We start from the raw sequence: 12,388 nt of genomic DNA on the forward strand, positions 1-12,388 counted from the left end.
CCGCCCGCTATTCGAGTGACGTGTCGCCGAGCGACTCCAGCAGGTCGCGCAGCGTGCCCGCCAGGTGGTCACGCTCGCGCGGCTTCAGCGCGGCCAGGAGAAGCGCCTCGTTCTCGGTATGGGGACCGATCAGCCCCTCGATGGTCTCCCAGCCGTGCTCGGTCAGCCGTACGCGCACGGAGCGGCGGTCCTCCTCGTCGGGCAGGCGTTCGACGAGTCCCCGCTTCGCCATCCGGTCGATGCGGTTGGTGATCGCACCGGAGGTGATCATCGCCGCGCGGTTGAGGGCACCGGCCGTCAGCTCGTACGGAGGGCCTGACCGGCGCAGAGTCGCCAGGACGTCGAACTCCCATCGCTCCAGCCCGTGCTCGGCGAAGAAGTCCTTCAGCCGGAGGTCCAGCAACCGGGAGAGGCGGGAGACCCGCCCGACGATCCCCATCGGCCACGCGTCGACGTCGGGACGTTCCCGCCCCCACTGGGCCAGCACCAGGTCCACCGCGTCGCTCATGTGATCCTCTCCATGCCAACAATCTTGACGTTCATCTACTTGACGTTGAAGCTCTTTCGGGTTCACAGTTATCTCAACGTTGAGATTATCAATGTGGAGAGATCGACATGACGCCTTCAGGTTCACCGACCGCACGTGATCTCGCCCTGACCGGGCTCACCCCGATCGTCTGGGGCTCGACCTACGCGATCACCACGGAGTTCCTGCCACCCGGACGGCCGCTGTTCACCGCGCTGACGAGGGCGCTGCCGGCCGGGCTGGTCCTGCTGGCACTCACGCGTACGCTGCCCCGCGGCGCGTGGTTCTGGCGGGCGGCGGTGCTGGGTGTGCTGAATATCGGCGCTTTCTTCCCCCTGCTGTTCCTGGCGGCGTATCGGCTGCCAGGCGGTGTGGCGGCCGTGCTGGGCTCGGTGGGACCGCTCTTCGCGCTGGCCTTCGCGGCCATGCTGCTCGCCGAGCGTCCGACCGCACATCGCCTGCTCGCCGGGCTGGCCGGGGTCCTGGGCGTGAGCCTGGTCGTCCTGCGCTCCGGCGCGCGGCTCGACACCGTCGGCATACTCGCCGGGCTGGCCGGAGCCGCGGCGATGTCGGCCGGCACGGTGCTCACCAAGCGCTGGGGACGTCCTGCGGGCGTCGGCGCGCTCACCTTCACCGGCTGGCAGCTCACCGCCGGCGGGTTCCTGCTCCTCCCCGTCAGCCTGCTCGCGGAGGGCGCACCGCCCGTACTCGACGGCCGCGCGGTGGCCGGCTACCTCTACCTCGGCGTCATCGGCACGGCCGCCGGGTACTGGCTGTGGTTCCGCGGCGTGGCGCTGCTGCCCGCCGCCTCGGTCGCGTTCCTCACCCTGCTGAGCCCGCTGTCGGCCGCCGTGATCGGCTGGGTCGCGCTCGGCCAGGCGCTCACGCCGCTCCAGGTGCTCGGCATGGCGATCGCCTTCGGCGGCACGCTGCTCGGCCAGGTCCGGACGGGCACCCGTCGGCTGCCCGAGCCCGTACCGGCTCCAGCTCCAGCTCCGGCTCCGGCTCCGGCCCGCGCGTGCTGATGTGGCGCGCGGTTCCTCAGTCCATCATCGCGCGGTCTCGCAGCTCCTCACGTAGCGCGCGGATGGCGTAGTGGGCGCGGGACTTGACGGTGCCGGGCGCGAGGCCGAGCGTCCGCGCCGTCTGCTCCACGCTGTGGCCGAGGTAGTGGGTGTAGATCAGCACCTCGCGCTGCCCCTCGGTGAGCTCGGCCATGGCCTCCAGCACCACCCGCAGCGTGACGACGCGGTCGGCGGGGTCGGGCGCGGCCGAGTCGGCGGGCTCTTCCTCGCTGACCTCCTTCGGCCGGGCCTGCCGGGCGCGGTGGTGGTCGATGGCGATGCGGTGCGCGACGGTGAACAGCCACGTCCGTACCCCGTCGGTGGTCGGGTCCAGGATGCCCTGGTGCTGCCAGGCGCGTACGGCGGTCTCCTGGACGACGTCCTCGGCCCGGTGCCGGTCGCCGTCGCAGAGCTGGACGGCGAAGCTGAGCAGGACCGTGCCATGCCGCTCGTAGAGCGTGCGGGAGAACGCGTCGTCCCGTACGGCGTCGGGCCGCGGCACCGTACGCTCCGGCACGTCGAGGTGCCGCGGCACGGGCACCGGCCGGGCGACGACGGCAGTCCGATTCAGTGGCCGGTCCAGCACCTGGCTGTGCGTCATGGGAGGCGACCTCATCTGCTCGTCCGGAACCGGCCGCGACGGTTACGGACGCGGCCGCTGTCATCGCGGGGGCTCCATGATCGAGCGGTGCTCTTGGTGCGTGCTTGCCGCCGACTTGCCGACATGACGCGGGCCGCGTCCGCGCAGTTCAGTGTGTGCTTGGGGTGTTCGCGGTCGGGAGGTCCCCGGGCAGCAGCCGGCGCATGTCCGACACATCAGGCGAAGTCATGCCGCCGAGCCGCCGGGCCTGGCGGGTCATCATGCTCTCCAGCAGCTGCCGGGCCAGCCGCCCGTTGCCGAAGGCGCGGTCACGCGGAATTGCGCCCACGTACGTCCGCAGCGCCTCGACCGTCTCGGGGGGGTATTCGTACCCGTTGGCGGCGGCCTGGGTGCCCATGATCTCGACCAGCTCGTCGGTGGTGTAGTCCTCGAACTCCACATGCCGGGAGAACCGCGAGGCCAGGCCCGGGTTGGAACCCAGGAAACGCCGCATCTCCTCGGTGTAGCCGGCGACGATGACGACGACCTCGTCGCGATGGTCCTCCATCAGCTTCAGGAGCGTCTCCACCGCCTCGTGGCCGAAGTCGTTCGAGGAGCCCTCCGGAGTGAGGGTGTACGCCTCGTCGATGAACAGCACGCCGCCCAGCGCACTCTGGAACACCTCTCTGGTGAGCTGCGCGGTGTGGCCGACGAACCGGCCGACCAGGTCCGCACGCGCCACTTCCACGAGCTGCCCGCGGCGCAGCACGCCGAGGGCGCGCAGCAGCTCGGCGTAGAGCCGTGCCACGGTGGTCTTGCCGGTGCCGGGCGAGCCGGTGAAGACCAGGTGACGGCTGATGTTGGGCGCGGGCAGCCCGGCCGCCTCCCGCTGCTTCGCCGCGGCCAGCAGGTCGACCATGTCCCTCACCTCGCGCTTCACGGCGCCGAGGCCGATCATGCCGGAGAGGCGGCCCAGCAGCGTCTCACGGTCCGCGGAAATCTCCGTCACCTGCGCGGCCTCGTCGCTGACGTCCTCGGGCAGGAGCAGGGACAGGTCGCTCTCGGCCGGGTCGGTCATCGCTGCCAGCCGGAACGCCTGGCGGTCGACCATCTCCTCGAAAACGAGGCGCGCCGCGCGGCCGTTGCCGAACGTGGCGTCGCGCGGCATGCGCTCGTAGTGCGCGGCGAGCGCCTGCCGGGTGAGGGGGCCCAGCTCGTACCGGTGGTTGCGGCACATGCCCTCGGTGATCGTCACCAGGTCCTCGACCGTGTAGTTGGTGAACTCGATGGTCCGGCTGAACCGCGAGGCCATGCCGGGGTTGGCCGACAGGAACGACTGCATCTCGACGGTGTAGCCGGCGGCCACCACTACGACGTCGTCGCGGTGGTCCTCCATGAGCTTCACCAGCGTGTCGATGGCCTCACGGCCGAAGTCGCTGCCGCCCTTGCTTTCGGAGACCAGGGTGTAGGCCTCGTCGATGAACAGCACGCCGCCCAGCGCCTCGTTGAACGCCTCCGTGGTCTTGATGGCCGTCGCGCCGACGTACTGGGCGACCAGGTCGGCGCGTGACACCTCGACCAGGTGCCCGCTGCGCAGCACGCCGAGCTCGGTGAGAATTCCGCCGTACAACCGGGCGACCGTGGTCTTGCCGGTGCCGGGAGGGCCGGCGAAGATCAGGTGCCGGCTCATCGGCGGCACGGGCATACCGAGCCGGGCACGGCGCTGCGACATCTGGTTGAGGTTGACCAGCGTGCGCACCTGCCGTTTGACCCCCTCGAGGCCGACGAGGGCGTCCAGCTCCTCCATCGGTCCCTTGGGCGCGGGCGCGCGGGTCTTGGCGGACTCGTCCGGCTCTCCGGAGGTGGATTCGTCTCCCGCCTCGACGCCCCACGAGTCGGGCGCGGCGTTGCCGGAGCTCTCCAGGTCACGCACGTTCAGCCGCCCGCCGGGGCGTGGCTGCCGCAGGCCGGCTCCCCGGTTGTCGCGTACGGTGCAGCCGAGGACGGAGACCGCCTCCGTGGTGTCGACCCGGATGCCGTCGCCGAGGCTCCCGGTCAGTTCGCAGGCGTCGAGGGTGGCACGCGCACCGGCCGACAGGAGCACGCCGTGGGCGCCCGAGCCGCTGACCCGTGCCCGGGTCAGCGTCAGGTCGCCACCATCGCGCACCACCACACCCGAGGCACCGCTGCCGGACACCGCACAGTCCGAGGCCACGCCCATGCCGGCGGCGTCGACGGCGATGCCCGCCTCACCCGCCGAGCGCAGGTCGCAGTCGCGGAGGGTGACGTTGGCCCCGGCTCCGATGCGCACCGCGGCGCCGGCGGCCCGCTCGACGACGCAGTGCTCCAGCCGCCCGCGCCCGTCTTCGGCGATCTCGATTCCGGTGCCGCCGGCCGCGGTGACGGTCGCGTGCCGCAGAAGCGGGTTGGCGCCGGACCGGATGACGATCGCGGCACCCGCGACGTCCACCACCTCCAGCCGGTCGAACTCCGCCACGGAGTCCTCGGCCAGCAGCACGGACGCGGACGCGTCGGCGCACTCGCGCACCTTCGTCGCACTGAGCGACGGCGAGCTTGACCCCACGATCCTGATCGCCGGCCCGTCCGAGCCGCTGAACTCACAGCTCTCGAACGTGCCGCGGGAGCGCTCGGTGACGGCCAGGCCGTTCTCCTTGGTCCGCGCGGTACGGCAGCGCCGCAGCAGCGGATCCGCACCGCCGGCCAGCACGATCCCGGGACCCGCGGTGATGTCGGTGACCGAGACCTCCTCCAGCATCGGGCGCGACCCGCTGGTCACGTAGACGCCCACCGCGCAGTCGCGCACGCTGGTGCGCGCGATCCGGGTGGCGCTGTCCCCTTCGAGGGCGATGGCCGGCTTGGAGGTCGTGGTGATCTCGCAGTCCTCGACCGTGCCCTGCGCCTCGCCGTTGGCGAGTACTCCGTTGCCACGCGCGTCCCGCATCCGGCAGCCGCGGATCGTGGGCCGCGCCTTCTCGCCGAGGACGACGGCGGACGTGCCGAGGTTCTCGATCAGGCAGTCCTCGATGACGCTGACCGTCTCGGCGGTGTCGACGATCCCCGCGCCCTCGGCGTTCGTGATCCGGCATCCCCGCATCGCGAGCGAGCCGGATCCGCGGGAGAGTACGGCCGTCCAGCCGGAACCGGCCACGGTGCAGCCCTCCATCGCGACCTGGCCGTGCGCGGCGTCCACCACCGGAACGTCGTCGCCTCCGCCACGCAGCGTGAGGTCCGTGAGCATCACGGCGTCGGTCAGGAGCATCACCGCGGTGCCGCTCCGCGGGCAGATCTCCACGCTGCCCCGGTCGCCCTCGGCGACGATCGTCACCCGGGTCCGGATGACGAGGCTCTCGGCGTACCGGCCGGGCCGAATACGGATCACCGACCCCGTACGCGCCGCGGCCAGCGCCTCCTCGATCGTCCGGAAACCACCGGGCTCGTCCGGGGAGACCGTGAGCAACTGCCGTGACACGCTGGACTCTCCTTGAGGGGGGCCGATTTCGGGGGACGGCCGGGGCAGGGGTCGCAGCATCCATCATGCCGCGCGCGCGTCTCACTTGGCACCCTTCCGTGCAATGGCTCTGACCAGCACCGACGTTTGCCGTACGCGACAAGAGAACGACAAGACGTGCGTCGTAGCCTCTTCGCATGCGACGTGTATCTCGTCCCCTGCGCGCCGCAGTGTCGGTGGCCGTCGCCACAATCCCGGTGCTGTGCTCCGCTCTTCCCGGAGCCGCCGCCACGATGGCCGGTGCCCCGTCCGCCGACGATCCGGGACCCGTCAGCCTGCCCGTCATCTCCTCGACCCTGGCCCCCGGCCGGTCGTGCACGGACACGTCGCCCACGCAGGCCCACGCGCAGCCCTGGACCGTGCGGGCCCTGGGCCTCTCCCGTGCCCGGCAGCTCACCCAGGGCGCCGGGATCACCGTCGCCGTGGTGGATACCGGGGTGGGCACGAGCGCCCCGGCACTGGCCGGCCGGGTGACCGCCACGGCAGGCTCCGGCCAGGACTGCGTGGGACACGGCAGTTTCGCGGCCGGCCTGATCGCCGCCGCCGTCGACGACACCGGCGGTGGCGGCGTAGCACCCGAGGCGCGGATCCTCGCCGTACGCGCGACCGACGCGCGCGGGACCGCCACTCCCGGCAAGGTCGCGGCCGGCATCCGCGCCGCCGTGGACCGGGGAGCCGGAGTCGTCTACGTCGGCGCGGCCCTGACGACCGGGAGAGACGAGCTCACCGCCGCGGTCGCCTACGCCACGCAGAAGAACGTCCTGGTCGTCGCGCCCGCGGCCCCCGACGTCGCGCCCGCCGCCTCCACCGCCACGCCGCCGGCCTCCGGCACCGTGCCCCCCGCCGCGGGAGGCAACGCCCCCAGCGCCCCCAGCGTCGCCGGCGGCAACACGCTCGACCCGACCGCGCGGCCGTACTTTCCCGCGTTCATCCCCCAGGTGGTCTCGGTCGAGGACTTCGGGGCGGACGGCAGCCGTCCCAAGGACGCGCCGGACATCTTCGCGGCCGACCTGGCCGCACCGGGCGACGCCGTGGTGAGCATCGGCCCGAAGGGCACCGGCAACTTCATCGGCTCCGGCTCGTCCCTGGCGGCGGCCAACGTCGCCGGGACCGCGGCTCTGGTCCTCGCCTACCACCCGCACCTGACGCCCGCGCAGATCCAGCGTGACCTTGTCGTCTCCGCCTATCCCGCGGCCATTCCGGTCCTGGACCCGTACGCGGCCGTGGCCGCGGTGCCCTCCATCGAGGCGGGCGGCGCACCGGGACCGGCCGACCCCGTACGGATGACCGGGCACGCGACCTCCGGCCCGCGTACCCGTGCCCTGGCCATCGCCGCCGTGGGCGGCGGGATCGTGGCTTTGGTGGCGGGCGCGGCGGTGGTCATCCCGCTCGGCCGTGCCAGGCGCTGGCGCCCCGCCGGGGGCAAGACGGACTGAGCGTCCCGGGTCGCCGACCCGCTCGCCGTCGACCACGACGTCGCAGTGACTTCATATCAGGCCGATCAGACGCAGGCCTGACGTCACTCTGAAGTACCCCAGGTCAGATGGCCATTACCGCGATTTCACACGCCCGTACACGTGCCGCTGCGTCCACGTGACGTCAGATCAACCGGATTCGTGCTTGCGTTTGACGTCGCGATGATGTCATCATGACGTCATGGACCTCACGCCGTACATCGACAACCTTCGCCGGGAGCTGGCGGTCGCCGCCGAGGCCGGCGGCGATGACGCTCGCGCACTGGCCGAGCGGCTCAGCGCCGCCCTCGACTCGGCCGCGCGGCTCGCCCTGCTGGAGGCGCTGTCGGCCGCCGCGGACGAGATCACCACTGACCTCGCGCCGGGCTCGGTCGAGGTACGCCTGCGCGGGCGCGACCCCGACTTCGTCGTGACACCACCGCCGGTCGAGCCGGCGCCCGGGGAGGCTCCCGCGGGCAGCCTGCGGAGTGCCCTGGCCGGCGCGATCGAGGTCACGATGGGCGTACGGCCGCCGGCTCCGGACGCCGACGAGAGCAGCGGCACCTCGCGGATCACGCTGCGCCTCCCCGAGCACCTGAAGCCGCGCATCGACGAGGCGGCGTCCCGCATGGGGCTTTCGGTCAACGCCTGGCTCGTCCGCGCGGTGTCCGCCGCCCTCGACGCCGGCGACCAGAGTGGCCGCTCCGATCAGAGCCAGGGACAGCGGCTCGGACAGAGCTACACCGGCTGGGTCCGCTGACCGCAGCCGCCCCCATCACCCCGTACCAGGTCAGGACACCCGAAGCCACTGAGAGGGCATCGCCATGCCGATTTTCGACACCCCCGAGCCGATCACCGCCGTCATCGAGATCACAGCCGGCCGGGTTGAGATCAAGGCGAGCGACCGCGCCGACACGGTCGTGGAGGTACGCCCTCGCGACGAGACCAGAGAAGCCGACGTCCACGCCGCCGAACAGACCCAGGTCGAGTACTCCAACGGCCAGCTCTCGGTGAGAGCACCCAAGAACAAGCTCCGCTCACTCCTCGGCCGGTATCCGTCCATCGAGCTGACGATCGAGCTGCCGAGTGACTCACGGGTCGACGCGAAGGGCTGGGCGGACTACCGCAGCGAGGGCCGCATCGGCGAGTCCTCCTTCGACACCGCCGCAGGCTCCATCCGCCTCGAGGAGACCGGCGGGCTGAAGCTGCGCACCGCCGCGGGCAACGTCTCGGTCGGCCGCTCGAGCGGTCACATCGACGTGAGCACCTCCTCCGGCAAGATCTGGATCGGCGAGGTCGACGGCGGCGCGGTGGTCAAGACCGCCAACGGCGACATCATCGTCGGCGAGGTGACCGACGACGTGCGGCTCAATACCGCGAACGGCGACATCAGCGTCCACCGTGCCCTGGCCGCCGTCAGCGCCAAGACCGCGTACGGCAGTGTCCGGATCGGCGAGGTCGTCCGCGGCACGATCGTGCTCGAGACCAGCTTCGGAGAGCTGGAGCTCGGAGTCAGGGAGGGCACCGCCGCCTGGCTGGACGTCAACTCCAAGCACGGCAGCATACGCAGCGATCTCCAGGCCAGCGACAACCCCGCGGCGTCCGACGACACCGTTGAGGTGCGTGCTCGCACCGGCTACGGCGACATCGTGATCCGCCGCCCCTGACAAACGGACGGCTCCTTCCAACCGCGCGAAAAGAGGGAACATGACCACCCCCCCAGCGATCGTGGCGACCGGGCTGCGCAAGTCCTACGGCGACAAGGTCGTGCTCGACGGCATCGATCTGGAGGTCGCCGAGGGAACGATCTTCTCGCTGCTCGGTCCCAACGGCGCCGGTAAGACCACCATGGTCCAGATCCTGTCCACGCTCATCGGCGCCGACGGCGGCGAGATACGTGTCGCGGGCCATGACATGGCGCGCGATCCCGACGCGGTACGCGCCGCGATCGGCGTCACCGGCCAGTACTCCGCGGTCGACAAGCTCCTCACCGGCGAGGAGAACCTCATCCTCATGGCGGACCTGCACCACCTCGGCCGGGCCGAGGGCCGGCGCCGCGCGGCCGCGCTGCTCGAGCGGTTCGACCTGGTCGAGGCGGCCAAGAAGACGGCCGCCACCTACTCCGGCGGCATGCGGCGCCGGCTCGATCTCGCGATGACCCTGGTCGGGGACCCGCGCATCATCTACCTCGACGAGCCGACCACCGGCCTGGACCCACGCAGCCGTCGCACCATGTGGCAGATCATCCGCGACCTTGCCGCGAACGGGGTCACGATCTTCCTCACCACGCAGTACCTGGACGAGGCCGACCAGCTCGCCGACCGCATCGCGCTCCTCGACCACGGAAGGCTGATCGCCGAGGGCACCGCGGACGAGCTCAAGCGCATGATCCCCGGCGGTCACATCCGCCTGCGGTTCACCGACGCCGAAGGACTTCGATCGGCCGTCCACGCTCTCGGCGAGGTGTCCCGCGACGACGACGAACTCACCCTCCAGGTCCCCAGCGACGGCAGCGTCCGGTCGCTGCGGGCCCTGCTCGCCCAGCTCGACGACCAGTCGATCGAGGTCGAAGAGATGTCGGTCCACACCCCCGACCTCGACGACGTCTTCCTCACCCTCACCGGCCAACCCGAGAAGGAACGCGTTCGATGAGCACCATCTCCTTTGCCACGCGCGACTCGGCGACGATGCTGCGCCGCAACCTCCGGCACATGCTGCGCTACCCGTCCATGACACTCATGCTCGCCGGCATGCCCGTGGTCTTCCTGCTGATATTCGTCTACGTCTTCGGCGGCACCCTGGGCGCCGGCCTCGGCGGTGTTTCGGGCGGCCGCGCCGAGTACGTCAACTACGTGACTCCCGGAATCGTCCTGATGACCATCGCCGGCGCCGCCACCGGAACGGCCGTGTCGGTGGCCATGGACATGACCGAAGGGATCGTCGGCCGGTTCCGCACCATGGCGATCTCCCGGGCCTCGGTGCTGACCGGGCACGTCGTCGGCAGCGTGATCCAGACGCTCCTCAGCATGGCGATCGTCGTCGGCGTCGCCCTGCTGATCGGGTTCCGGCCCACCGCGGGGCCCGTGGAGTGGGTCGAGGCCACGGGCATGCTCACTCTGCTCGTCCTGTCGCTCACCTGGCTGTCGGTCGCGCTCGGCCTGGTGAGCAAGACCGTCGAGTCCGCCAGCAACGCACCCATGCCGCTGATGCTCCTGCCGTTCCTCGGCAGCGGGTTCGTCCCCACCGACTCCATGCCGACCGGCCTCCGCTGGTTCGCCGAGTACCAGCCCTTCACTCCCGTCATCGACACGCTGCGAGGACTGCTCCTGGGCACCTCGATCGGCAACAGCGCCATCCTCGCGACCGCCTGGTGCGCCGCCATCACCCTGGTCGGCTACCTCTGGTCGAAGAAACTGTTCAATCGCGACCCTTCGCGCTGAACACCCGCCACCAGGCCCACCGGCAGGCACACCGCGGTGACATCACCCGGGCGTCTGTGGCCGGTGGGCCATGGCCGTGGAAGCCCGGGAGCTCAACCGGGGCAAACTCTGCCCCTGGTCACCGTCCGCGAGGTGCGCGAGAGTCGACCCGCGATACGGGGATACCCGTTCATCCACCGATGACCGGATGGACCCGTGAAAGGGTCGCGGCCGTCGCACACCCCAACGGAGTCCACATGGCTGACCACGGTCACGATCTCGTCTTCGGTACGTTGCTCGAACCCCCAGAGCGGGCGCACGATGTCGTGGAGCTCGCCGAGCTGTGCGATCAGGTCGGTCTCGATCTCGTGACCCTGTCCGACCATCCGTACTGGCCGGAGCGCCTGGACACCGTCGCGCTGCTGTCCGCGATCGTGGCGCGGACCACCAGGGTGCGGGTCATGCCGAATCTGATGAACCTGCCTCTGCGCCCGCCGGCGATGCTGGCCCGCATGGCGACGACGCTGGACATTCTCAGCGACGGGCGGTTCGACCTCGGCGTGGCGACCGGCGCGCAGCAACTGTGGGACTCCATCGTCGCGGAGGGCGGGCCCGCCAGGAGCGCGGCGGAGTCGATCGAGGCGCTCGAGGAAGCCGTGCAGATCATCCGCGCGCTGTGGGCCTCCGACGCGGACGTGACTTTCGAGGGGAAGCACTACCACCTCCGCGGCGCCAAACCGTGCCCCGCACCAGTGCACGACATCGCCATCTGGCTCGGTGCCTACCAGCCGCGCATGCTGCGCCGGACCGGGCGGACGGCCGACGGCTGGCTTCCCAGCTCCTCGGCCATGCCCCCGGAGGGTCTCGCCGCCGCCGGCAAGCTCATCGACGAGGCGGCCACCGAGGCCGGTCGCTCCCCCGCGGCCGTACGCCGTGGGTACAACATCGAAGGGAACTTCTCCGGCACCGGCGCGGGCTTCCTTCAGGGGCCACCTGCCGTGTGGGTGGAGCAGCTCACCGAACTCGCTCTCGTCCACGGCATCAGCGCCTTCATCCTCTACCGGGTGAGCTCCGCCGACGTGATCAAAGAGTTCGCCGAGGACGTCGCGCCTGCGGTACGCGAAACGGTCGCCGCCGAGCGGTCACGCTGACGTACGACGAGGCCCGGCTGATCGGGGTGGACGGTCAGTCGTTGGATTCTGTGCCCGCTTCCTGTGGTCCGGCGATCGCCTCGTACGCGGCTTCGAGGTAGGGGACAAGCTCCTCCGCCTCTTCGTCCGTCAGCGCGGCCGTGCCGAGGATGTCGCGCATGAGAAGAATTCCCATGTTGATGGCGATGAGGAGAGCCGCCCGGCCGTCACGGTGAGGGCCGGAGAGTCGCGCGGCGACCGATTGCGTACCACTGCGTTCGATGACCTCTCTCAGAATCGCCGTGGCCTCCGGATTGGACGTCGACCGGATGGTCATGAGATAGCCATTGAGGTAATTCTCGGCCCGTGGGCGGGTGAGCAGCTCCGCCGCCGCGTCGTCCGTGACCGGCGGGACCATGGGCCGTGACTCCGTGGTGAGCTCCAGCGTCTCGGCGAAGAGCTCGGCCTTGGACCCGAAGTAGCGTCCGACCAGCCGCGGGTCCACTCCCGCCGCCGTGGCGATCTCCCGCAGGCCGACCCCGTCGTATCCCGACCGCGTGAAGGCCTCCAGCGCGGCGCGCTTGAGCGCCTCCTTGGTCGCGGCGGCGTTACGGCGCCTGGCGGGCGGCGCTCCCGACGCGGGGTTGCGCGGACTCATGGCGGAAGTCTACGTTATGTCCACAGCC

General features: G+C 71.0%; 11 protein-coding genes. 7 read left to right on the top strand and 4 right to left on the bottom strand.

Annotated features, from left to right (window positions below; genetic code table 11):
- Positions 1–7: 7 nt before the first annotated feature.
- Positions 8–508, bottom strand: a complete 501-nt coding sequence (locus tag FB559_RS13425; RefSeq protein ID WP_141955923.1) for a MarR family winged helix-turn-helix transcriptional regulator — start codon at positions 506–508, stop codon at positions 8–10.
- Positions 509–615: 107 nt separating this feature from the next.
- Between FB559_RS13425 and FB559_RS13430 the strand changes: the two genes are divergently transcribed.
- Complete coding sequence (locus FB559_RS13430; protein ID WP_141955924.1) at positions 616–1,551, top strand: EamA family transporter; 936 nt, start codon at positions 616–618, stop codon at positions 1,549–1,551.
- Positions 1,552–1,567: 16 nt separating this feature from the next.
- Here FB559_RS13430 and FB559_RS13435 read toward each other — a convergent pair whose 3' ends face one another.
- Together FB559_RS13435 and FB559_RS13440 are read right to left on the bottom strand one after the other, a co-directional pair.
- Positions 1,568–2,191: a sigma-70 family RNA polymerase sigma factor gene (locus FB559_RS13435; protein ID WP_141955925.1), complete on the bottom strand. Its 624-nt coding sequence runs from the start codon at positions 2,189–2,191 to the stop codon at positions 1,568–1,570.
- Positions 2,192–2,339: 148 nt separating this feature from the next.
- Positions 2,340–5,660, bottom strand: coding sequence for a right-handed parallel beta-helix repeat-containing protein (locus FB559_RS13440; RefSeq protein ID WP_141955926.1), 3,321 nt, complete (start codon positions 5,658–5,660; stop codon positions 2,340–2,342).
- Positions 5,661–5,836: 176 nt separating this feature from the next.
- On the opposite strand from FB559_RS13440, the gene FB559_RS13445 reads away from it, so the two are divergent.
- The 6 genes from FB559_RS13445 (at position 5,837) to FB559_RS13470 (ending at position 11,723) form a co-directional block, all read left to right on the top strand.
- Entirely contained in the window at positions 5,837–7,135 is a 1,299-nt protein-coding gene (locus FB559_RS13445) for a S8 family serine peptidase (RefSeq protein ID WP_141955927.1), read from the top strand.
- Between the two features lie 220 nt (positions 7,136–7,355).
- Positions 7,356–7,913 (top strand): hypothetical protein, encoded by a 558-nt coding sequence (locus FB559_RS13450; protein ID WP_141955928.1) that lies wholly within the window; start codon positions 7,356–7,358, stop codon positions 7,911–7,913.
- Positions 7,914–7,977: 64 nt separating this feature from the next.
- Positions 7,978–8,820, top strand: coding sequence for a DUF4097 family beta strand repeat-containing protein (locus tag FB559_RS13455; RefSeq protein ID WP_141955929.1), 843 nt, complete (start codon positions 7,978–7,980; stop codon positions 8,818–8,820).
- A gap of 40 nt (positions 8,821–8,860) precedes the next feature.
- The gene (locus FB559_RS13460) at positions 8,861–9,805 is read left to right on the top strand and encodes an ATP-binding cassette domain-containing protein (protein WP_141955930.1); all 945 of its coding nucleotides are present in this window, start codon (positions 8,861–8,863) and stop codon (positions 9,803–9,805) included.
- Complete coding sequence (locus tag FB559_RS13465; RefSeq protein WP_141955931.1) at positions 9,802–10,593, top strand: ABC transporter permease; 792 nt, start codon at positions 9,802–9,804, stop codon at positions 10,591–10,593. Before FB559_RS13460 ends, FB559_RS13465 begins: the two co-directional genes overlap by 4 nt.
- 236 nt (positions 10,594–10,829) lie before the next feature.
- Complete coding sequence (locus tag FB559_RS13470) at positions 10,830–11,723, top strand: LLM class flavin-dependent oxidoreductase (protein ID WP_141955932.1); 894 nt, start codon at positions 10,830–10,832, stop codon at positions 11,721–11,723.
- 34 nt (positions 11,724–11,757) lie between these two features.
- Here the strand turns inward: FB559_RS13470 and FB559_RS13475 are convergent, their stop codons facing one another.
- Positions 11,758–12,360: a TetR/AcrR family transcriptional regulator gene (locus FB559_RS13475; protein WP_141955933.1), complete on the bottom strand. Its 603-nt coding sequence runs from the start codon at positions 12,358–12,360 to the stop codon at positions 11,758–11,760.
- Positions 12,361–12,388: the final 28 nt, after the last annotated feature.

Origin of the sequence: Actinoallomurus bryophytorum, from assembly GCF_006716425.1 — a bacterium.
Classification (GTDB): domain Bacteria; phylum Actinomycetota; class Actinomycetes; order Streptosporangiales; family Streptosporangiaceae; genus Actinoallomurus; species Actinoallomurus bryophytorum.

What these genes read in the sequence shown, in the direction of transcription:
- FB559_RS13425 (WP_141955923.1), bottom strand. Translation starts at nt 508, where the DNA reads ATGAGCGACGCGGTGGACCTGGTGCTGGCCCAGTGGGGGCGGGAACGT.
- FB559_RS13430 (WP_141955924.1), top strand. Translation starts at nt 616, where the DNA reads ATGACGCCTTCAGGTTCACCGACCGCACGTGATCTCGCCCTGACCGGG.
- FB559_RS13435 (WP_141955925.1), bottom strand. Translation starts at nt 2,191, where the DNA reads ATGACGCACAGCCAGGTGCTGGACCGGCCACTGAATCGGACTGCCGTC.
- FB559_RS13445 (WP_141955927.1), top strand. Translation starts at nt 5,837, where the DNA reads ATGCGACGTGTATCTCGTCCCCTGCGCGCCGCAGTGTCGGTGGCCGTC.
- FB559_RS13450 (WP_141955928.1), top strand. Translation starts at nt 7,356, where the DNA reads ATGGACCTCACGCCGTACATCGACAACCTTCGCCGGGAGCTGGCGGTC.
- FB559_RS13455 (WP_141955929.1), top strand. Translation starts at nt 7,978, where the DNA reads ATGCCGATTTTCGACACCCCCGAGCCGATCACCGCCGTCATCGAGATC.
- FB559_RS13460 (WP_141955930.1), top strand. Translation starts at nt 8,861, where the DNA reads ATGACCACCCCCCCAGCGATCGTGGCGACCGGGCTGCGCAAGTCCTAC.
- FB559_RS13465 (WP_141955931.1), top strand. Translation starts at nt 9,802, where the DNA reads ATGAGCACCATCTCCTTTGCCACGCGCGACTCGGCGACGATGCTGCGC.
- FB559_RS13470 (WP_141955932.1), top strand. Translation starts at nt 10,830, where the DNA reads ATGGCTGACCACGGTCACGATCTCGTCTTCGGTACGTTGCTCGAACCC.
- FB559_RS13475 (WP_141955933.1), bottom strand. Translation starts at nt 12,360, where the DNA reads ATGAGTCCGCGCAACCCCGCGTCGGGAGCGCCGCCCGCCAGGCGCCGT.